The 19237-nt window shown below is 70.0% G+C and carries 21 protein-coding genes; 13 read left to right on the forward strand and 8 right to left on the reverse strand.

Going from position 1 to position 19237, the window contains the following annotated elements; genetic code table 11:
* Nucleotides 1–20: 20 nt before the first annotated feature.
* From BKA15_RS03240 to BKA15_RS03250, 3 genes are all read left to right on the forward strand, one after another.
* Nucleotides 21–863: a glutamate ABC transporter substrate-binding protein gene (locus BKA15_RS03240; protein ID WP_179748071.1), complete on the forward strand. Its 843-nt coding sequence runs from the start codon at nt 21–23 to the stop codon at nt 861–863.
* 68 nt (nt 864–931) lie between these two features.
* Nucleotides 932–1621, forward strand: a complete 690-nt coding sequence (locus BKA15_RS03245; RefSeq protein ID WP_312878803.1) for an amino acid ABC transporter permease — start codon at nt 932–934, stop codon at nt 1619–1621.
* Nucleotides 1618–2517: an amino acid ABC transporter permease gene (locus BKA15_RS03250; RefSeq protein WP_179748072.1), complete on the forward strand. Its 900-nt coding sequence runs from the start codon at nt 1618–1620 to the stop codon at nt 2515–2517. The genes BKA15_RS03245 and BKA15_RS03250 overlap by 4 nt, the downstream gene beginning before the upstream one ends.
* A gap of 347 nt (nt 2518–2864) precedes the next feature.
* Here BKA15_RS03250 and rny read toward each other — a convergent pair whose 3' ends face one another.
* From rny to recA, 3 genes are all read right to left on the reverse strand, one after another.
* A complete protein-coding gene (gene rny, locus BKA15_RS03255) occupies nt 2865–4505 on the reverse strand; it encodes a ribonuclease Y (RefSeq protein WP_179748073.1) in 1641 nt (546 codons plus the stop codon).
* A 290-nt stretch (nt 4506–4795) separates the two neighbouring features.
* Nucleotides 4796–5386 carry a regulatory protein RecX gene (locus BKA15_RS36230; protein ID WP_179748074.1) on the reverse strand — a complete coding sequence of 197 codons (591 nt, stop codon included), beginning with the start codon at nt 5384–5386 and terminating at the stop codon, nt 4796–4798.
* A gap of 166 nt (nt 5387–5552) precedes the next feature.
* On the reverse strand, nt 5553–6629 hold the full coding sequence (recA, locus tag BKA15_RS03265; protein WP_179748075.1) for a recombinase RecA: 1077 nt from the start codon (nt 6627–6629) through the stop codon (nt 5553–5555).
* A 255-nt stretch (nt 6630–6884) separates the two neighbouring features.
* Here recA and BKA15_RS03270 point away from each other — a divergent pair, with 255 nt between their 5' ends.
* Entirely contained in the window at nt 6885–7487 is a 603-nt protein-coding gene (locus BKA15_RS03270; RefSeq protein ID WP_179748076.1) for a TIGR03086 family metal-binding protein, read from the forward strand.
* Nucleotides 7488–7512: 25 nt separating this feature from the next.
* On the opposite strand, the gene BKA15_RS03275 is transcribed toward BKA15_RS03270, so the two are convergent.
* The 4 genes from BKA15_RS03275 to BKA15_RS03290 all read right to left on the reverse strand — a co-directional run bounded on the left by BKA15_RS03275 (nt 7513) and on the right by BKA15_RS03290 (nt 10558).
* Entirely contained in the window at nt 7513–8670 is a 1158-nt protein-coding gene (locus BKA15_RS03275; protein WP_179748077.1) for an epoxide hydrolase family protein, read from the reverse strand.
* 73 nt (nt 8671–8743) lie between these two features.
* The gene (locus BKA15_RS03280; protein WP_218871041.1) at nt 8744–9379 is read right to left on the reverse strand and encodes a hypothetical protein; all 636 of its coding nucleotides are present in this window, start codon (nt 9377–9379) and stop codon (nt 8744–8746) included.
* Nucleotides 9369–9563 carry a DUF3046 domain-containing protein gene (locus BKA15_RS03285; protein ID WP_179748078.1) on the reverse strand — a complete coding sequence of 65 codons (195 nt, stop codon included), beginning with the start codon at nt 9561–9563 and terminating at the stop codon, nt 9369–9371. The genes BKA15_RS03280 and BKA15_RS03285 overlap by 11 nt, the downstream gene beginning before the upstream one ends.
* Nucleotides 9564–9631: 68 nt before the next feature.
* Entirely contained in the window at nt 9632–10558 is a 927-nt protein-coding gene (locus BKA15_RS03290) for an AraC family transcriptional regulator (RefSeq protein ID WP_218871042.1), read from the reverse strand.
* Nucleotides 10559–10638: 80 nt separating this feature from the next.
* On the opposite strand from BKA15_RS03290, the gene BKA15_RS03295 reads away from it, so the two are divergent.
* Nucleotides 10639–11274: a class I SAM-dependent methyltransferase gene (locus tag BKA15_RS03295; RefSeq protein WP_179748079.1), complete on the forward strand. Its 636-nt coding sequence runs from the start codon at nt 10639–10641 to the stop codon at nt 11272–11274.
* Nucleotides 11275–11343: 69 nt separating this feature from the next.
* Nucleotides 11344–12477: a lipid II:glycine glycyltransferase FemX gene (locus BKA15_RS03300; protein WP_179748080.1), complete on the forward strand. Its 1134-nt coding sequence runs from the start codon at nt 11344–11346 to the stop codon at nt 12475–12477.
* Here BKA15_RS03300 and BKA15_RS03305 read toward each other — a convergent pair.
* Nucleotides 12466–13839 (reverse strand): UDP-N-acetylmuramoyl-tripeptide--D-alanyl-D-alanine ligase, encoded by a 1374-nt coding sequence (locus BKA15_RS03305; RefSeq protein ID WP_179748081.1) that lies wholly within the window; start codon nt 13837–13839, stop codon nt 12466–12468. The genes BKA15_RS03300 and BKA15_RS03305 overlap by 12 nt on opposite strands.
* 87 nt (nt 13840–13926) lie before the next feature.
* On the opposite strand from BKA15_RS03305, the gene BKA15_RS03310 reads away from it, so the two are divergent.
* The 7 genes from BKA15_RS03310 to BKA15_RS03340 are packed head-to-tail and all read left to right on the forward strand — an operon-like array spanning nt 13927 to nt 19169.
* The gene (locus BKA15_RS03310) at nt 13927–14937 is read left to right on the forward strand and encodes an NAD(P)-dependent oxidoreductase (RefSeq protein ID WP_179748082.1); all 1011 of its coding nucleotides are present in this window, start codon (nt 13927–13929) and stop codon (nt 14935–14937) included.
* The gene (vanA, locus tag BKA15_RS03315) at nt 14930–15970 is read left to right on the forward strand and encodes a D-alanine--(R)-lactate ligase (protein WP_179748083.1); all 1041 of its coding nucleotides are present in this window, start codon (nt 14930–14932) and stop codon (nt 15968–15970) included. The genes BKA15_RS03310 and vanA overlap by 8 nt, the downstream gene beginning before the upstream one ends.
* Complete coding sequence (vanX, locus tag BKA15_RS03320; protein WP_179748084.1) at nt 15967–16575, forward strand: D-Ala-D-Ala dipeptidase VanX; 609 nt, start codon at nt 15967–15969, stop codon at nt 16573–16575. Before vanA ends, vanX begins: the two co-directional genes overlap by 4 nt.
* Nucleotides 16576–16598: 23 nt before the next feature.
* Nucleotides 16599–17057 carry a GNAT family N-acetyltransferase gene (locus BKA15_RS03325; protein WP_179748085.1) on the forward strand — a complete coding sequence of 153 codons (459 nt, stop codon included), beginning with the start codon at nt 16599–16601 and terminating at the stop codon, nt 17055–17057.
* 39 nt (nt 17058–17096) lie between these two features.
* Nucleotides 17097–18281, forward strand: coding sequence for a sensor histidine kinase (locus BKA15_RS36725; protein WP_179748086.1), 1185 nt, complete (start codon nt 17097–17099; stop codon nt 18279–18281).
* Nucleotides 18278–18883 carry a response regulator transcription factor gene (locus tag BKA15_RS03335; protein WP_179748087.1) on the forward strand — a complete coding sequence of 202 codons (606 nt, stop codon included), beginning with the start codon at nt 18278–18280 and terminating at the stop codon, nt 18881–18883. The genes BKA15_RS36725 and BKA15_RS03335 overlap by 4 nt, the downstream gene beginning before the upstream one ends.
* 34 nt (nt 18884–18917) lie before the next feature.
* Complete coding sequence (locus tag BKA15_RS03340; protein ID WP_179748088.1) at nt 18918–19169, forward strand: type II toxin-antitoxin system CcdA family antitoxin; 252 nt, start codon at nt 18918–18920, stop codon at nt 19167–19169.
* Nucleotides 19170–19237 lie beyond the last annotated feature (68 nt).

The raw sequence follows: 19237 nt of genomic DNA on the forward strand, positions 1-19237 counted from the left end.
CCGGTGAAGCTGGAGGAAACATGAAGATCATGAAGGCCGTTGTCGCGGTGCTGGCCAGTCTGGGCCTCACCGCGGCGTTCGCCGGCTGCGTCAACGACACGCAGACCGGCACTCCGGGTGGCAACCCGGGCGGAGGCGGCAAGGTGGTGATCGGCATCAAGTTCGATCAGCCCGGCCTCGGGCTGAAGGTCGGTGAGGACTACACCGGCTTCGATGTCGAGGTGGCGCGCTATGTCGCCAAGGAGCTCGGGTACACCGAGGTCGAGTTCAAGCAGTCGCCGAGCGCGCAGCGGGAGACGCTGCTGCAGAGCGGCCAGGTCCAGATGATCTTCGCGACGTACTCGATCACCGACGACCGGAAGAAGAAGATCTCCTTCGCCGGGCCGTACTTCATCGCCGGTCAGGGCCTGCTGGTCCGTGCCGACAACACCGACATCACCGGCCCCGAGACGCTGAACGGCAAGAAGCTGTGCTCGGTGACCGGCTCGACGCCGGCCGAGAAGATCAAGAAGGACTACGCGACCCAGGTGCAGCTGGCCGAGTTCGACACCTACTCCAAGTGCGTCGAGGCCCTGAACTCGGGCCAGGTCGACGCGGTGACCACCGACGACGTGATCCTGGCCGGCTTCGCGGCCCAGGAGCAGTACAAGGGCAAGCTCAAGGTGGTCGGCAAGCCGTTCACCGAGGAGCGCTACGGCGTCGGGATCAAGCAGGGCGACACCGAGCTCTGCACCAAGATCAACACCGCGCTGGAGAAGATGGTCTCCGAGGGCGCCTGGAAGCAGGCCCTGACCGACACCGTCGGTGACGCGTTCACCCCGGACGAGACGAAGAACCCGCCGAAGCCGGACGCCTGTTCCTGACCCAACCGCGTTGGCCCGCCGCCGAGTCGGCGGGCCGACGTTTCTCTGACGACGATCGGAGGTGATCGGTGGCTGACCTGATCGACCTGTTCAGCAGGTACGACGTGCTCGGCGCGTTCTTCATGACGATCAAGCTCACCATCGGGGGTGCGATCGGGTCCTTGATCATCGGCACCGTGATCGCGATCTTCCGGGTCTCGCCGGTACCGGTGCTGCGGGCGGCCGGCACGACGTACGTGACGATGATCCGGAACACGCCGCTCACCCTGATCGTCTTCTTCTGCCTGTTCGGCCTGGCGAACACGCTCCAGATCCAGCTGGCCGACCCGAACTCGCCGACGTCGCTGGCCGACAACGCGTTCCGGCTCGGCGTGGTCGGGCTGTCGGTCTATCACGCCGCCTTCGTCGCCGAGGCACTGCGCAGCGGCATCAACACGGTGCCGCCCGGCCAGGCGGAGGCGGCCCGGTCGATCGGACTCGCCTTCCTGCCGACGCTCACCTCGATCGTGCTGCCGCAGGCGTTCCGGGGCGCGGTCGCCCCGCTCGCCAACACCCTGATCGCGTTGACCAAGAACACCACCGTGGTCGCCACGATCGGGGTCGCCGAGGCCGCGTACACGATGCGGGCCATGATCGAGTTCGACTCCTCGCAGCTCTACCTGATCTTCCTGATCATGGCGGCCGGGTTCGTCATCCTGACGTTGCCGCTCGGCGTCCTCCTCACCTGGCTCTCCCGACGACTGGCGGTGCAACGATGAAGGAAGCACCCACCGTCCTGTTCGACGCACCCGGGCCCAAGGCGCAGGTCCGGCACCGAATCATCGGCTTCGCCGGCCTGCTGCTGGTCGCGGGCGTCTTGGCCGTGATCGTGATCGGCCTGGCCAACCCGGCCAACAACCAGTTCGCGCCGGACAAGTGGTACCCGTTCCTGCTCCGCAGCACCTGGACCTCCTACATCATTCCCGGGCTGTTGTTCACGCTCGCTTCCGCGCTCGCCGCGGTCGTGCTGTCGATCATCGCGGGCATCCTGCTCGGCCTCGGCCGGCTCGCCCCGAATGTGATCGTGCGCGCGGTGTGCGGTGTGTTCGTGGAGTTCTTCCGCGCCGTGCCGGTGCTGATGATGATGCTGTTCGCCTACTTCTTCGGGTTGTACGTGCTGCAGCTCACCGGCATGCCCGGGCTGTTCTTCGGCGTCGTCAGCGGACTCTTCTTCTACAACTCGTCCGTGATCGCCGAGCTCGTCCGGTCCGGCGTGGGTTCACTCCCCCGCGGCCAGCGGGAGGCCGGGCTGGCGATAGGCATGACCGAGGTGCAGGCCCTGTTCACCGTCCAACTGCCGCAGGCGATCACGGCCATGCTGCCGTCGATCGTGAGCCAGCTGGTCGTGATCTTGAAGGACACCGCCCTCGGCACCTGGATCACCGCGTCCGACCTGCTCCAGCAGGCCAGCAACATCGGCTCCGCGTACGCGAACACCATCCCGGCCCTGCTCGTCGCGGCCGCGATCTACATCGTGATCAACTACGCGCTGACCCGGGTCGCCGGCTGGCTGGAACAGCGGCTGAAGCGGTCCGGGCGGATGTCGCGGCGGAAGCCGGAGGTGGCCTTGATCGGGGCGCCCGAGGCTGAGCCTGCTGTGGCCTCGCCGCGCTGACTCTGCTCAGGAGTATGAGAGGGCACCACGCGGTGGGGTTCGGGGGTGCCGGTGCGCGGGCAACCAGTCGCGCGCGGTGATCTTGGTGCCGCTGCCGTGATTCGGTGTGCGCGCGACGGCCAGTCCCATCCACGCCCGCGCACCGGCACCCCGAACCCCACCGCGCTGACTTTGTCGCCCGAACACTTGGGGATCGGTCAGAGCCGGGCGCTGATCATGGTCGGGGCGACCAGATGACCGAGCGGTGATGACTTCGCGACGGGTGGAGGCGCCTCGTTGGACGGGTCCCCGACGTTCCCTGAGCTTGTCGAAGGGCAGGGGGCTCAACGCACGGGAGCGAGCGGTGGTCAGCGGGCGGTTTCGGTGGCTCGGGACTCTCGGACGACCGTGATCCGGATCTGGCCGGGGTAGGTCAGTTCCTCCTCGACCTGCTTGGCGATGTCGCGGGCGAGGACCTGGGCGGCGATGTCGTCGACGGTCTCGGGGGCGACCATGACCCGGACCTCGCGGCCGGCCTGCATGGCGAAGACCTTGTCCACGCCGTCGTGACCGGCGGCGATCCGCTCCAGTCGTTCCAGGCGTTGGACGTAGGCCTCGACGCTCTCCCGCCGGGCACCCGGCCGGCCGCCGCTGATGGCGTCCGCGGCCTGGGTCAGCACGGCTTCCACGGTGTGCGGTTCGACCTCGTTGTGGTGCGCCTCGATGGCGTGCACGACGTCGGGATGTTCGCCGTAGCGGCGGGCCAGGTCGGCACCGACCAGGGCGTGCGAACCCTCGGTCTCGTGGGTCAGCGCCTTGCCGATGTCGTGCAGGAAGGCGGCCCGGCGGCAGGTGGCCACGTCGAGCCGGAGCTCGGCCGCCATCAGGCCGGCCAGGTGGGCGCACTCGACGAGGTGCTTCAGGACGTTCTGGCCATAGGAGGTACGGAAGCGCAGCGTGCCCAGGATCGGCACCAGGGCGGGATGCAGGTCCGAAATGCCGACCTCGGCCAGCGCGTCCTCGGCGGCGCGCAGGCACTGCTCGTTGATCTTGGACTTGCTCCGCTCGTGCACCTCCTCGATCCGGGCCGGATGGATCCGGCCGTCGGCGACGAGGTCGGTCAGGGTGAGCCGGGCGGTTTCTCGGCGCACCGGGTCGAAGCAGGACAGCAGCACCGACTCGGGGGTGTCGTCGATCATGACGTTGACGCCGGTGACCTGCTCGAAGGTGCGGATGTTGCGGCCCTCGCGGCCGATGATCCGACCCTTCATCTCGTCGCCGGGCAGGTGCACGGCGGTCACCACCGACTCGGCCGTCTGGTCCGAGGCCAGTCGCTGGATCGCGCCGACGATGATGTGCTGGGCCCGCGACTCGGCCTCCCGGGCCGCCTCCCGCTCGATCTCGCGGGTGACGATCACGGACTGCCGCTTCGCCTCGGCCTCGACGAGGCCGACCAGTTCGGCCTTGGCCTGCTCGACGGTGAGACCGGCAATCCGCTCCAGTTCGGCGGTGCGCTCGGCGTCGGCCTCGGCCAGCCGCCGGCGTCCGTCGCGCAGTGCGACCTCGGCCCGCTCCAGCTCCTGCGAGCGGGCGTCGGCCTGCCGCGCCTCGGCGTCGATCCGCTCTTCTCGGTCGGTGAGGCGCTGCTCGCGACGTTCCAGCTCGACCCGCCGTTCCTTGAGTTCGGCGCGACGGACCCGGAGCTCCTCCTCCGCCTCGGCCCGCTGCGCCTTCGCCAGCTCGAGCAGGTCATCGGCCTTCGCACGAACCTGGTCGCGATAGGCCCGGGCGTCGTCACGGACGTGCGCCGCCCAGGTCTCGGCCCGCGCAGTGGCAGCCTGGGCCGCCTCGTTGGCCGCAGCCAGGGCGGCCTCGTTGGCGGACGCCTGGGCGGAGCGCTCGGCCTCGGCCGCGCGCGCACTCGATTTCCGCAACACCAGGACGGCGACGATCACGACCCCGATCAGGATCACCAGGCCGGCGAGTACCAGGAATTCGAAGGTTCCCATGTCGCACTCCCCTCTCCACGCTGACGCGTGTGCTCAGGAGGGCGCTGCAGTTCGGCCCGGTCGAAGGGCAGGCTGCCGCGGAGTGCGGTCACGCCACGTTGGGAAACCCTCGATCAGACCTCGCTCGACGAGCGACCTTGCGATATTGCGATTTCATCAGTCACCGCACGCTCACCGGAGCGTGGTGTGTTGTTCATATCGATCAAGCTTGCAGTTCAACCCTCACTTGGCAGCGTAAGTGGGCCTGCATGAACGGTCAAGCATCGTCAGCCTTGCCGAAGTGTCGTCGGTCAGGAGTCGGACTGGTCCGAGAGGACCTCGTCCAACACCTGGGTCGTCACGTGCGAGGGGAATCCGCGCCGCGCCAAGGCCCCGGCGAGGCGTCGATAGCGGACCTGGGGCTCGAGCTTGGACATCGAGCGCACCTTCTTCTCGGCGAGCGCCCGGGCCGCGCCGAGCTCGTCGGAGTCGTCGACCTCGGCCAGTGCCTCGTCGATGTGGTCCCGATCGACGCCTTTGGCGGTCAGCTCCCGCCGGATCGCCGACCGCGACAGCTGGCGGCGCGACTGCCGGCTCTCCACCCAGTCCCGGGCGAACCCCCGGTCGTCGACCAGACCGACCTCCTCCATCCGGTCCAGCACCGCCCCGGCCGCATCGTCCGGCACGTCCCGGTCGGCCAGCGCATCGGCCAGTTCCTGTCTGGTCCTGGCCTGCCCGGTCAGCTTGCGGAGGACGATCGACCGAGCCGTCGCTTCCGGATCCGCATCCGGTCCGTCGTGGCGTTCCGCCGGCTCCTCCGTACGGCGTCGCCGGCCCGGCCGCCGCGAGGAGCGTGCCGTTCGGGCCCGCTGCTCGACCGGTTCGCGGGATTCCGGTTCCACGGGCGGTGAATCGAGGTGGCCTTGCCCTTCGACAAGCTCAGGGATCGTCTGGTCTCGGGGCGCCGTGATCGTCTGGCCATCGGGCTCACGCGGCGCGTCGGCACGGGCGGGCGCGTGAGCGGCGAGCCACTCCCGCGCCTGCTGGACCGGGTCCTTCGGGGTCAACTCAGAACTCCACCTCGCCGGTCACCGGATCGATGCCTTCCGGCACGGCGGGATCGTCGACCCGGGCGCCGATGCCGAGCTTCTCCTTGATCTTCTTCTCCAGCTCGTTGGCGAGATCGGGATTGCTGCGGAGGTAGCCGCGGGCGTTCTCCCGGCCCTGACCGAGCTGGTCGGCGTCGTAGGTGAACCAGGCCCCGGCCTTGCGGATCAGGCCGGCCTCGACCCCGAGGTCGATCAGGCCGCCTTCGCGGCTGATGCCCTGTCCGTACAGAATGTCGAACTCGGCCTGCTTGAACGGCGGCGCGACCTTGTTCTTCACGACCTTGACCCGGGTCCGGTTGCCGACCATCTCCTGGCCGTCCTTCAGGGTCTCGATCCGGCGGACGTCGAGCCGCACCGACGCGTAGAACTTCAGCGCCTTGCCACCGGTCGTCGTCTCGGGCGAGCCGAACATGACGCCGATCTTCTCGCGCAGCTGGTTGATGAAGATCGCCGTGGTGTTGGCACCGCTGAGCGCACCGGTCATCTTGCGCAGCGCCTGGCTCATCAGCCGGGCCTGCAGGCCGACGTGACTGTCGCCCATCTCGCCCTCGATCTCGGCCCGCGGCGTCAGCGCGGCCACCGAGTCGATCACGATCAGGTCCAGCGCGCCGGACCGGACCAGCATGTCGGCGATCTCCAGCGCCTGTTCGCCGTTGTCCGGCTGGCTGACCAGCAGGGCGTCGGTGTCGACCCCGAGCTTGGCGGCATAGTCCGGGTCGAGGGCGTGCTCGGCGTCGATGAAGGCGCAGATGCCACCCGCTGACTGGGCGCTGGCGATCGCATGCAGCGCGACCGTCGTCTTGCCGCTGGACTCCGGGCCGTAGATCTCGACGATCCGGCCGCGCGGCAGGCCGCCGATGCCGAGTGCGACGTCAAGCGAGATCGATCCGGTCGGAATCACCTCGATCGGTGCCCGCACCTCGTCGCCGAGGCGCATGACGGTGCCCTTGCCGTGCTGCCGCTCGATCTGCGAGAGGGCCGTTTCGAGGGCTTTCGCCCGGTCCTTCTCGCGATCCTTGGTGGCTGCTCCTGCCATTGGTGTTCCCTCCTCCGAACCCGTCAGGGTTCGCCGTGCCGCTTCGTGTGTAGCTCTTCGTTCCGGACTCTAAGCACAACCGCTGACAGTCGTTCAGCGCCTCGAAAATCTGTGGATGACGCAAAAGTTGCCGTCCCTCGGTGGATAACTTAGGCGAACACATGTTCGAACGGCCAACCGACACGCCGACCTCGCCGCGCGGGACGTCGGATTCGTTCAAGCACCGCCCAGCGGGGTGCGGCAAGACTCGTCTCCATGACCACCGCAAGCCTGTTTCCGACCGCTGTAGCACTCGTCGCCGACACCGTCCGCGACCTCGGCCGACTCGACCTCGCGGCGCCGACCCCGTGCACCGACTTCGACGCCGCCGCCCTGATCGGCCACTTCTCCGGGACGGCCGAGGCGCTCGGCCGGATCGGCCGCGGCGAGCCGCTCGATTCCGACAACCCGTGGGGTCAGGGCCGGCCACCGGCCGACGACTGGAGCCAACGGCTGGCCGCGAGCCTGGAGCAGCTCGGCGACGCATGGGCCGATCCCCAGGCCTGGCAGGGAGCCGTCGATTTCGGGACCAGCGAGATGACCGCCGAGGCGGTCGGCCAGATGGCGTTCGCCGAGGCGCTGCTGCACGGCTGGGACCTGGCCCGGTCCGGCGGCCGTACGCTCACCGTTCCCGAACCGGTCGGCGCGGAACTGCTCCGGCTGGTCGCCGAGTCCGCCGAACTCGGCCGCACCATGGGCGCGTACGGACCTGAGGTCCCGGTGCCCGAGGACCGTCCCGCCTTCGACCGTGCGCTCGGCCAGGCCGGCCGGAATCCGAACTGGCCGAGTCACCGGGGCGCAGACCAGCCCGAGGGCTGAGCAGCCCGGCCGTAGGTTCGATCGATCATCGTTCGACGGCGCTGAAGAACTCGGAGATGTCGTCGGCCAGCAGATCCGGTTCCTCCATAGCCGCGAAGTGGCCCCCGGACGGCATCGGGGACCAACGCTGCAGGTTGGCATAGGCGCGCTCGGCCCATTCCCGCGGCTGACGTACGTGGAAGAGGGCGACGGCGGCCGGAACCTCGATGCGCCGACCGGGCGGCAGCGGCGCTCCGGCCACCCCGCCGATCAGGGTGTCGTCATCCGGCCAGGCCTGCGGGGTGTCCTCCGAGGCGAGGGCCCAGTCACGGTAGATCCGGAACGACGTGCCGATCGTGTTGGTAACCCAATACAGCATCACCGTCGTCAGGAGCTGATCCTTGGTGAAGCGCCGTTCGATCCGGCCGTCACAGTCGCTCCAGTCGCGCCACTTCTCCACGATCCACGCTGCCAGACCGGCCGGCGAGTCGGCCAGCGCGTGCGCCGGGGTGGCCGGCCGGGTCCGCTGCAGGTGTGCGTAGGCCGTGCCGCGCTCCTGGCTGATCCGCCGATCCCGCAAGAAGGCCTGTTCGTCCTCGGTCAACCCGGTCCCGGGCTCGAGGTAGGGCTCGGCAGGCATCGTGACGTGCACGCCGGCCACGAGATCCGGGCGCTCCAGTGCCAGCCGGTTCGCGACCATGGCGCCGATGTCGCCGCCGTGGATCCCGAACCGCGAGTAGCCGAGCACCTCGGTCATCAGGCCGGCGTACAGCGCCGGGATGCGGTTGGCCGACCGGAATCCGTCCAGCGGGTCGGAGAATCCGTAGCCGGGCAGCGACGGGATCACCACATCGACCTGGCTCAGCCGATCGGCCAACGGCAACAGCTCATAGAAGGTCGACGGCCAACCGTGGCACAACAACAACGGCATCCGGCCCTTCGGCCGGCGGGCCCGCACCACGACGAAGTGCAGCACAGTGCCCCGGACGGCGGCTCGGAAGTGGTCGTACCGATTGAGTTCGGCTTCCCGGGCTCGCCAGGAGAACCCGTCCTGCCACCAGGCCACCAGGTCACGGAGATAGGACTGGTCGACGCCGTCCTCCCAGCCGGGCCGATCCCAGGGCCGGGACCACCGAGTGCGGGACAGCCGGTCGGCGAGATCGGACAGCACGGACTCCGGCACCTGCACCGTGAACGGTTCCATCACCTGGTCTTACCCAGAGGGGGAGGCCGAAGCGCCGGCCCGGCGAACGCGGTGCGTCACCGCTGTCCGGCGATCATCCGCGGACGGACTCGTGAAGCTGGGGCCGGTAGCCGGCCCGGATCGCAGCAACGGTGGAGAGTGGGGTGAGTACGTCGGCCGGTCCGTCGAACGGGTCGCGGCGCTGGTCGTACCCGCCCGGAGTCCAGCGCCACAGCCGGCCGCCGGCCCACACCCAGGGAGCGTCCCGCCACTGCACGAAGACTCCGTCCGGCAGCGAGTCCAGCGGCGCCGGGTGCAGCAGCCGGAGCCCGTCGTGCAGGATCCGCTGCGGATGCAGCGCCCGGTCCAGCTCATCGGCCGAAGGCAGCGAACCGAGGCCGTGCCCGGCGGCCCAGGCGGTCCGGAACCGCTGATAGTCCGCGTACCGGCACTCGGCACACGGCCGGTGGCCGGCGGCCAGGGCGCCCGCCTCGTCGAGGAAGAACAGTTCGGTGAACCGGTCGGGTCGCAGCAGCGGGCGGCGACGGTCCTTGAACCGGAGCACGCAGATGATCCAGCGGCGGCCTTGATGCCGGCGGACCAGGTCCAGCTGCTCGTTGTGCAGCACGCCGCGGTTGCCGTACCAGGCGCCACGGTGTTCGGTCGCGATGAACTCGCCGGCCGGCGTGACCCGGTTGCGCCGTGGATGGCGGCGCAGGTCAGCGTTCACGGGCGGGCAGTTCCAGTGCGGCCCAGACCGCGCGCCAGATCGTCTTCGCCGGTACGCCCTCCGCCAGGGCCTGCACCACCGTCCGGCCGTCCAGCTCGGCCACGTTGTACTCGGCCGCCCAGACTCGGGCATAGGAGTCGCCGAGATGGCGATTCAGCCGGTTCCAGAGCTCGGTCTCCTTCATCGGCGCGCCTCGCCTGTCTGCTCCACCACGCCGGTCACTGTACGCGGCAGTGCCGACAGTCCGGCGAGTCAGGCGTCCCGCCAGGCCTGCGGCGGGACGCCGTGCTCGCGCCGGAAGACCCTGGTGAAGTAGCCGGGATCGGCGAACCCGCTCCGGGCGGCGATCGCGGCGACGGTCAGATCGGTCTCGGCGAGCAGCCGACGCGCCTCGATCATCCGACGCTCGGTGAGCCATTGCTGCACGGTCCGGCCGGACCGGCGGCGGACCACGGTGGTCAGGTGGGCCGGTGTGATCGCGACCGCGGTGGCGACGTCGCGCAGCGAGATCGGTTCGGCGTAGCGTTCCTCGATCACGGCGAACACGTCGGCCAGCAGCGGTTCGTCGCGGAGCCGCAGCCCACCGGCCACGTCGGCGGCCAGCCGCAGCACGTCGACCAACAGCAGGGTGAGCTGGGCCAAGGCAGCCTCGGCGAAGCCCTCGCGGCGGTCCCGCAGTTCCCGTTCCAGCGCGGCGAACCGGTCGGCCAGCCGGTCCCGCTGCCCTTCCGGTACGGGGATCCGCTGCAGCCCGCCACCGGCCCGGACGAACGGAGCAAGCAGCGGATGATCACGCCAGGCCCGCAGCGCGCTGGCGTCCACGGCGTCGGGCGGGAAGAACGCGGTCCACACCTCCAGGTCGCCCACCGGCTCCGATCGGTCCGACCCGCCGTGCTCGACGTCGATCACTTCGCCGGGCGCGACCAGGAACAAGTCACCGGGCCGCAGTCGCCAGTCCCGGCCGTCCAGCCGGACCAGCTGGCTGCCGGCGACGACGAAGCCGAGCACCAGGAAGTCGTGGGCATGCGGCAGGGCCCGGTCCGGCAGTTCCGACCGGTGCTGCCGGTACACGCCGACCGGCGGCAGCCCGGGCACCCGGCGGTAGCCGTAGACGGGCCGGCCGGCGATTCGTCGTCCGGTGTCCTCGGAGGCGAAAGATCGTCCAACTCGTCCGGGCAATGGTCCATGGTTTCGATCTGTGTCAGGAGAGAGACTCGCTACTACCACCCGATGATCGTCCCACACGAGGAGCAGTCACCATGGCCGACCAGGTCCACGAACACCGCCATTTCATTCCCGCGATGGGCCAGCAGCGCTTCCTCCCCGTCTACGACCTCACGGGTTGGCTGGCCGGCGTGCCGAGGATGCATCGGTCCCTGCTCGACCAGGCGGCGATCGGCGCCGGGATGGCGGTGCTGGAGATCGGCTGCGGCACCGGCAACCTGATCATCCGGGCCGCCCGGCGGCATCCCGGCGCGACCTTCACCGGGCTCGACCCGGACCGGATCGCCCTCGCCAACGCGGAACGGAAGGTGGCCCGGCGTCGGCTCTCGATCCGGTTCGACGTGGGTTACGCGGACGCGCTGCCGTACCCCGACGGCAGTCAGGATCGGGTGCTGTCCTCGCTGATGTTCCACCATCTCGACGAGGCCGGGAAGGACGGAGCCCTGCGGGAGGCGTTCCGGGTGCTCCGGCCGGGTGGCGAGCTGCACCTGCTCGACTTCACCGGCGGCGGCCACGGCCGGCTGCCGGAGCGGATCCGGGACGCCGCGGACGAGCGGATCCCGGACCGGCTCCGCTCGCACGGTTTCACCGAGGTCGCCCGGACCGGCGACGTGAAGGCCCGCTGGGGCTTCGGCACCTGCTCGACCTTCCGCGGCGTCCGCCCGGCCTAGACCGGATATCGCCGGCGTATCGAAAACCGCATACGTGCCGGGAACGCCCGCTCGGCTTGGCTGGCCGGCATGGTTCTGACCGTCGCACCGATCAGCCCGGCCGAGCACCTGCAGTTCATCCGGACCCGGCGGTCGGTCAGCTTCCTGCAGACCCCGGCCTGGGGACGGGTCAAGACGGAATGGCGCAGCGAATCCCTCGGTTGGTACGACGACGGCCGCCTGGTCGGCGCCGGCCTGGTGCTGCACCGGCCGGTGCCGAGACTCGAGCGCTTCACGCTGGCGTACCTGCCGGAGGGCCCGACCATCGACTGGACCGGCGAGCTGGACGCCTGGCTCGACCCGCTGGCGGCGTACCTGATCGCGCGCGGCGCGTTCGCGATCAGGCTGGTGCCGCCGGTGCGGACGAACACCTGGACCGCCGCCCAGGTCAAGGAGGGCATCGCCGATCCGGCCGTCGCTCGGCTCACCCAGGTGCCCGGCGAGCCGGCCGACCCGGTCGGCGCCCGGGTGACCGACTGGCTCACCGGCGCGGGCTGGCTGCCGCAGAACCCGGAGGACGGCTTCGGCGCCGGCCAGCCGCAGTTCAAGTACGAACTCCCGCTGGCCGGCCGGACCGAGGACGACGTGCTGCGCGGCATGAATCAGCTCTGGCGGCGCAACATCAAGAAGGCGGCCAAGGAGGGTGTCGAGGTCACGGTCGCCGGCGACGCGGCCGGCCGGGAGCTGAAGGCGTTCCATGATCTTTACGTGCACACCGCCGAACGGGACCGGTTCACGCCCCGGCCGCTGCCGTACTTCGAGACCATGATCACCGAACTGAGCTCCGAGGATCCGGACCGGGTCCGGCTCTACCTGGCCCGGCACCGGGGTGACCTGGTGGCGGCGACACTCGGCATCCGGGTCGGCGCCCACGCCTGGTATGCGTACGGCGCGTCGTCGACCGAGAAGCGCGAGGTGCGCGGCTCCAACGCGTGCCAGTGGGAGATGATCAAGGACGCGCTGGCGGCCGGCTGCGGCGTGTACGACCTGCGCGGCATCACCCCGACGCTCGCCGCGGACGACCCGCACGTCGGGCTGATCCAGTTCAAGGTCGGCACCGGCGGCCGGGCCGTACGCTACGTCGGCGAATGGGACCTGCCGCTGCGCCCGGTGATCTACCGGGCGTTCTCCTGGTGGATGGCCCGCCGGCGCTCAGGACACTAACGCGGCGGCGACCTCGTCGAGCCCGGCGCCGCGCGAGGCCTTGATCAACACCACGTCACCGGCTCCGAGTTCGCGGCGGAGCCAGTCGATCGCTGCGTCCTTGTCCACGAGCGCCACGGCCCGCTCGCCCACCACCGGCCGGGCCCCGTCGGCGATCGGCCGGGCCAGCTCGCCGATGGCGACGACCAGGTCCGCCCGCGCCGCCGCGTACTCCCCCACGGCCCGGTGTTCGGCGTCGCTCTCGTCGCCGAGCTCGAGCATCGCGCCGAGGACGGCGATCCGCCGGCCGCCCTCGACCGCGGCCAGCGCGTCCAGGCCGGCCATCGTCGACTCCGGATGCGCGTTGTAGGAGTCGTTGATCATGGTCGCGCCGCCGGCGAGCTCGTGCAGTTCCAGCCGCCACTTCGACAGTCTGGTCTCGGCCAGCGCCGCCGCGACCTGGTCCAGGGTGAGGCCGGCCGCCAATCCGGCCGCCGCGGCAGCCGCGGCGTTCAGGGCCTGGTGGGCGCCCAGCAGCGGCAGGGCGACGCGGGCCGCTGCCCGGGACGTACGCAGCTCGAAGGACGGCCGGGCCAGTCGGTCCAGGGTCGGGTCGATCACCCGGACGTCGGCGTGCTCGGCCAGCCCGAACGTCAGCACCGGGCTGTCGGTGAGCGCGCGCATCGCGACCACCCGGGGGTCGTCGGCGTTCAAGATCGCGGTGCCGCCCGGCGCCAGGCCCTGGACGAGTTCGCCCTTCGCCTGGGCGATCCCGGCCTGCGAGCCGAACTTGCCGAGGTGCGCCCGGCCGACGTTCAGCACGACGGCCAGGTCGGGCGCCACCAGCCGGGTCAGGTCGGCGATCTGGCCCCGATGCCGGGCGCCCATCTCCAACACCAGGAAGCGGGTCGAGGCGTCGGCGCGCAGCATGGTGAGCGGCACGCCGAGTTCGTTGTTGCGGGAACCGATCGTGGCGATCGTCGGGCCGGCGCCGGCCAGCACGGCGGTCAGCAGGTCCTTGGTGCTGGTCTTGCCCTGCGACCCGGTCACGCCGGCCACCGTCAGCCCGCGCCGCAGCTGCCGGACGACATGAGCGGCAAGGGTCTGCAGCGCGGCCTGGGTGTCGTCGACCACGACGGTCGGCAGCGCGGTGGGCCGGGAACCGAGCACGGCCACCGCACCGGCGCGGGCGGCCTGGTCGGCGAAGTCGTGACCGTCGACCTGCTCGCCGGCGAACGCGACGAAGAGTCCACCCGGCTCCGCGTCCCGGCCGTCCAGCACGGCGGGGGCCGTCACCATGACGGCGTCTTCAAGATCATCCGCGGCGCCCTTGACCGTGCCGCCGACGACGCCGGCGATCTCGCCGAGAGTGAGAGCAATCATGCGCGCCAGCCTCGGCAACCGCGGATATCGCCGGCGTATCGAAATCCGGATACGCGGCCACAACACGCACCCTTCTTCAATGGCGGCATGATCTTCAGCGAAACAGCGCGTCGTTCGCCGACCTCGGTGCTGCCGCAGCTGGGGCTTACGGTGTACGGCTGCGGACCCGACGAGGCCGAATTGTTCAGCGAACTCGCGCCCCGGCTCGGCGTCGTTCCGGACCTCATCGACGAGCCGCTGTCCGAGGCGAATGCGGAACTGGCCTTCGGGCGCCGCTGCATCAGCGTCGGCCACAAGTCGCCGATCCCGAATTCCGCCCTGCTCGCTCTCGGCCGGGTCGGCGTACGTTATCTCTCCACCCGGAGCATCGGGACGAATCATCTCGACATCGAGTACGCCGAGCGGAGCGGGATCACCGTCGGCAACGTCGCCTATTCCCCCGACAGCGTCGCCGATTACACGTTGATGTTGATGTTGATGGCGGTCCGGAATGCGAAGGCGACGATCCGCCGGACGGACGTCCACGATTATCGGTTGCACGAGACGAGAGGACGGGAGCTGCGGGATCTGACGGTCGGCGTGATCGGGACCGGTCGGATCGGTGCGGCCGTCCTGCAGCGACTGCGGGGTTTCGGCTGCCGGACGCTCGCGTACGATCTCAGGCCCAAGATCGCCCAGGACCACGTGCCGCTCGATCAGCTGCTCCGGCACAGCGATCTGATCACCCTGCACACCCCGCTGACCGACGAGACCCACCATCTCCTGGACCGCCGCCGGATCGCGGGCCTCAAGCCGGGTGCGTACGTGATCAACACCGGCCGCGGCGCACTGCTCGACACCGCCGCTCTCCTTGCCTCGCTGGAGAACGGCCGGCTGGGCGGCGCCGCTCTGGACGTCCTGGAGGGCGAGGAGGGGATCTTCTACGCCGACCGCAGCGGCGGGCCGGTCGGCAGTGATCATCTGGTGCGTCTGCAGGCGCTGCCGAACGTGATCATCAGCCCGCACACCGCCTACTACACCGACCACGCCCTGCGGGACACGGTCGAGAACTCCATGATCAACTGCCTGGAATGGGAAAGCAGGAATCAGCATGGCTAAGGTGAAGCTCGGCATCGTCTTCGGCGGCCCCTTCGAGGAGCATCCGATCTCCGTCAAGTCCGCCCGGGAGGTGGCCAATAGCCTCGATCCGGAGAAGTACGAGCCGTACTACGTCGGCATCACCAAGAGCGGCGGCTGGCTGCTCTGCGACGGCCCCGAGGATGGCTGGGACAGCGAGCTCGGGCGGCCGGTGGTGCTGTCGCCGGACCGGACCCTGCCCGGGTTGCTGGTACTGGACCAAGATCGTTACGAGACGATCCAGCTCGACGTCGTGCTGCCGGTGCTGCACGGCCGGCACGGCGAGGACGGGGCCATCCAGGGGTTGTTCGAACTCGCCGGGATTCCCTACGTGGGCTGCGACATCCCCAGTTCCGCCCTCTGCATCGACAAGACGCTCACCTACACGGTGGTCGGCCACGCCGGGATCGCCACGCCGAAGTTCTGGATCCTCGCCGACGGTGAGGAGCCGGACGCCGACGCGCTCCCCTATCCGATCTTCGTGAAGCCGGCCCGATCCGGCTCCTCGTTCGGCGTCAGCAAGGTGACCGGGAAGGACGAGCTGGCGGACGCGCTGGGGGTCGCGCGCGAGTTCGACGGCAAGGTCGTGATCGAGGAGGCGGTGATCGGCAGCGAGATCGGCTGCGCGGTCCTGGGCAACGACGGCGACCTGATCACCGGCGAGGTGGACCGGGTCGCGCTGACCCACGGCTTCTTCAAGATCCACCAGGAGGACAGCCCGGAGACCGGCTCGGAGAACGCGTCCTTCATCGTCCCCGCGGACATCCCGGCCGCGTCGCAGGAGTTGATCAAGGACACGGCGAAGGCGATCTACCGTGCCCTCGGCTGCCGCGGGCTGGCCCGGGTCGACCTGTTCCTCACCGAGGACGGGCGGGCGATCCTGAACGAGGTCAACACGTTGCCGGGCCTGACCTCCTACAGCCGCTATCCGCGGATGATGGCGGCCGCCGGGATCTCGATGACCGAATTGATCGACCGGCTGGTGGCGTTGGCGCTCGCCGGCACCGGGCGATGATCGACGACTTCGTCTACGTCGACGAGGCCGTACCCGGAATTCGGTGGGACGCCCGTTATGCGACGGCCGACAATTTCACCGGCGCACCGGTGGACGGCTATCTGGCGAATCGCATCATCGGCACCAAAACGCTCTGCGTCGCCCTGGACCTGGCGCAGGAGAAGGCGGCTTCGATCGGCTTCGGACTGCTGCTCTGGGACGGTTATCGACCGCAGCGGGCCGTGGACGCTTTTCTGCGCTGGTCCCGCTCGCCGGAGAACGGCCGTACGAAAGCCAGGCACCATCCGAATCTGGCCCGGGCGGAATTGTTCGAACGCGGTTATATCGCCGCCCGGTCCGGTCACACCCGGGGCAGTGCGATCGACCTGACACTGTTCCGGCTGTCCACCGGCGAGGCCGTACCGATGGGTGGTGATCATGACCTGATGGATCCGGTCTCGCACCACGGCGCGCCCGGCATCACCGAGGCCGAGACCCGCAATCGGCAGTATCTCCGGTCGATCATGTGGGCCTCCGGCTTCGACGCCTACGATCGCGAATGGTGGCACTACCGGCTCCGGGACGAACCACATCCGGACACCTATTACGACTTTCCCGTCTCCTGATGATCCGGACAAGGAAGGAAGGCATGAAGCTCCGACCGGCCCATCCCGACGACGCCGCGACGATCGACGAGCTGCTGCACCAACTGGGCTATCCACAGCACGTGCCCGGTGCCACGGCGGCCCGGCTGACGGCCTGGGCGGATCACCCGGACGGCGCCGCCTACGTCGCCGAGGTCGACGGCACGGTGCTCGGCGTCGTCGCCGTGCACTGCTGCCCGTTCTTCGAACGCGACGGGTCCTGGGGCCGGATCGTGGCCCTGGTCGTCTCGCTCGAGGCCCGCGGGCTCGGCGTCGGCAGTCGCCTCGTCGCGGAGGCGGAGGCCTTCGCCGCCGGCCGCGGTTGTGTCCGGATGGAGGTCACCAGTGCGGACCGCCGCCGCGACGCCCACGCCTTCTACCGCCGGCTCGGCTACGTCGACCAGTCCGGCCGGTCGTCACGGTTCCTCCGCGACCTCCCCGGCGAACCGCCCGAACGGCGCTGATTCGCCCGTCCCGGCCGTCCAGGTGGAAGGCTGGGCCGGGTGAGATGGCGGATCAAGCCGTGGCGGGAGCGCAGTCAGCCGGAGCGGTTCGACGCGTACATGCGCTGGTCGCTCTATCCCCTGTCCGCCCTGCCACCGTTCATCTACGCGTTCCAGCTGGCGGCCGGCCGCGGGCCGGTCGACTGGCTCGCTTGGGCCGCGTTGCTGCCGTACGTCACCCAGACCGTGCTCAATCTGATCATGCTGCGCCGCACCCTGGCCGGCGACCGGATCCGGCGGCCCCTCGCCGTGGCCCAGATCCTTTGCGGTGCGGCGGTGTTGATCATGCTCGGACTGACCCGGGCTCCGGCGGAATCGTTGTTCCTCAGCCCGTCCGTCTTCGGTCAGCTGCTGGTGATCACCGGTGTCGCGGCGAGCTGGGTGCCGGTGCTGCGACCCCGGACCGTCGCCCTGGTCGGCGCGGGCTGTGTCGTGATCATGATCGGGCTTCAGCTGCCGTACGGCCCGGTGGCGGCGGTCCTGGTCTCGTTCGGCGCACTGGTCTGGGTGATCATGTGGCTCAGTGTGTACGCGAGCTCGGCCTGGATGCTCCGGGTGGTCCGGGAGCTGGACCGGGCCCGCGGCACAGCGGCCCGGCTGGCGGTGGCCGAGGAACGGTTGCGGTTCTCCCGCGACGTGCACGACGTGTTCGGCCGGGTGCTGGCCGCGGTCGCGGTCAAGAGCGAGCTGGCCGCCCAGCTGACCGGCCGGCGGCCAGACGACGCCGCGACGACGATGCTCGAGGTACGGCAGCTGGCGCAGGACTCGCTGGCCGAGGTCCGCGCGGTCGCGGCGGGCTACCGGCAGGCCGATCTCGGCCAGGAACTCCGGGGAGCCCGGGCCCTGCTCGACTCCGCCGGCATCGCCTGTGCCGTGCTCGGCGAGGACCTGGAGCTGCCGGACCAGCAGGCGACGGCCTTCGGCTGGGCGGTCCGCGAGGCGGTGACCAACGTGATCCGGCACTCCGCCGCGACCGAGTGCACGATCTCGATCACCAAGGCCCGCGCCTGGGCCCGGCTGGAGGTGATCAACAACGGCGTCGAGGCCGACCCCGGCGAGACGGGCTCCGGGCTGCTCGGCCTGGCCGAGCGGCTGGAGCCGCTCGGCGGGGTGGTCGAGCAGCGCCGGTCGGGTGCTACCTTCACGCTGCTGGTCACCCTGCCCACCAAGGATGATGTTCCATGATCACCGTACTGCTGGCCGACGACGAGAACCTGATCCGGGACGCGCTCGCCGCGCTGCTCGACCTGGTCGATGATCTCCAGGTCGTCGGGCAGGCCGCGTCCGGGACCGAGGCGCTCGCGGTCGCGGCCAAGGTACGCCCGGACGTCGCCGTTCTCGATCTTCAGATGCCCGGGCTGGACGGCATCGAGACGGCGCGCCGGCTGGCCGCCGAGCAGCCCGAGTGCGGCCTGATCATCGTGACCAGCCACGGTCGGCCCGGCTATCTGAAGGCCGCCCTGGCCGCCGGCGTGCGCGGCTTCGTCCCGAAGACGACGCGGGCGTCGGTGCTGGCCGAGGTGATCCGGACCGTCGCCGCCGGCGGCCGCTACGTCGACTCCGACCTGGCCGCCGACGCCATCGCCGCCGGCGAATCCCCGCTGTCGCCCCGCGAGGCCGACGTGCTCGAACTCGCCGCCGAGGGCGCCGACGCCGAGGAGATCGCCGCCCGCAGCCACCTGTCGCTCGGCACCGTCCGCAACTACCTGTCCGCCGCCACCTCGAAGCTCGGCGCGAGCAACCGGCACGAGGCGATCCAGGTCGCCCGCCGGCACGGCTGGATCTGACCTCCAGCGCGCAGAGCGAAGTACGCTCTGCAGCATGAGGACGTCTCGCGTCACGATCGCCTTGCCTGAGGAGCTACAGCACCTCATCGCGCACGAGGCCGATCAGCTCGGCGTGCCGTTCTCGGCCGTCGTCACGACCGCGCTTGCCGCCTGGGCGCGAGGGCGATTGATCGACGCCTGGCTGAGTGAATATGAGACGGAGCACGGCACGTTCAGCGAGGACGAACTCAAGGCCCTCGCCCGGGACGCGGGAGTCATCTATCTTCCTCCGCCGCCGCGGCACTGAGCGCCAAGTCGACGGCGATCTGAACCTTGTTCGGCGCAGGGCCCTGATCGCTGTGGACCGAGCCGACG

The sequence above is a fragment of the Microlunatus parietis genome (assembly GCF_013407955.1).
Taxonomy (GTDB): Bacteria; Actinomycetota; Actinomycetes; order Propionibacteriales; family Propionibacteriaceae; genus Microlunatus; species Microlunatus parietis.

Excerpts from the sequence above, each read along its gene's own strand:
- BKA15_RS03240 (WP_179748071.1), top strand. The coding sequence starts at position 21 with ATGAAGATCATGAAGGCCGTTGTCGCGGTGCTGGCCAGTCTGGGCCTC.
- BKA15_RS03250 (WP_179748072.1), top strand. The coding sequence starts at position 1,618 with ATGAAGGAAGCACCCACCGTCCTGTTCGACGCACCCGGGCCCAAGGCG.
- rny (WP_179748073.1), bottom strand. The coding sequence starts at position 4,505 with ATGGGAACCTTCGAATTCCTGGTACTCGCCGGCCTGGTGATCCTGATC.
- recA (WP_179748075.1), bottom strand. The coding sequence starts at position 6,629 with ATGGCAGGAGCAGCCACCAAGGATCGCGAGAAGGACCGGGCGAAAGCC.
- BKA15_RS03270 (WP_179748076.1), top strand. The coding sequence starts at position 6,885 with ATGACCACCGCAAGCCTGTTTCCGACCGCTGTAGCACTCGTCGCCGAC.
- BKA15_RS03275 (WP_179748077.1), bottom strand. The coding sequence starts at position 8,670 with ATGGAACCGTTCACGGTGCAGGTGCCGGAGTCCGTGCTGTCCGATCTC.
- BKA15_RS03285 (WP_179748078.1), bottom strand. The coding sequence starts at position 9,563 with ATGAAGGAGACCGAGCTCTGGAACCGGCTGAATCGCCATCTCGGCGAC.
- BKA15_RS03295 (WP_179748079.1), top strand. The coding sequence starts at position 10,639 with ATGGCCGACCAGGTCCACGAACACCGCCATTTCATTCCCGCGATGGGC.
- BKA15_RS03300 (WP_179748080.1), top strand. The coding sequence starts at position 11,344 with ATGGTTCTGACCGTCGCACCGATCAGCCCGGCCGAGCACCTGCAGTTC.
- BKA15_RS03305 (WP_179748081.1), bottom strand. The coding sequence starts at position 13,839 with ATGATTGCTCTCACTCTCGGCGAGATCGCCGGCGTCGTCGGCGGCACG.
- BKA15_RS03310 (WP_179748082.1), top strand. The coding sequence starts at position 13,927 with ATGATCTTCAGCGAAACAGCGCGTCGTTCGCCGACCTCGGTGCTGCCG.
- vanA (WP_179748083.1), top strand. The coding sequence starts at position 14,930 with ATGGCTAAGGTGAAGCTCGGCATCGTCTTCGGCGGCCCCTTCGAGGAG.
- vanX (WP_179748084.1), top strand. The coding sequence starts at position 15,967 with ATGATCGACGACTTCGTCTACGTCGACGAGGCCGTACCCGGAATTCGG.
- BKA15_RS03325 (WP_179748085.1), top strand. The coding sequence starts at position 16,599 with ATGAAGCTCCGACCGGCCCATCCCGACGACGCCGCGACGATCGACGAG.
- BKA15_RS03335 (WP_179748087.1), top strand. The coding sequence starts at position 18,278 with ATGATCACCGTACTGCTGGCCGACGACGAGAACCTGATCCGGGACGCG.
- BKA15_RS03340 (WP_179748088.1), top strand. The coding sequence starts at position 18,918 with ATGAGGACGTCTCGCGTCACGATCGCCTTGCCTGAGGAGCTACAGCAC.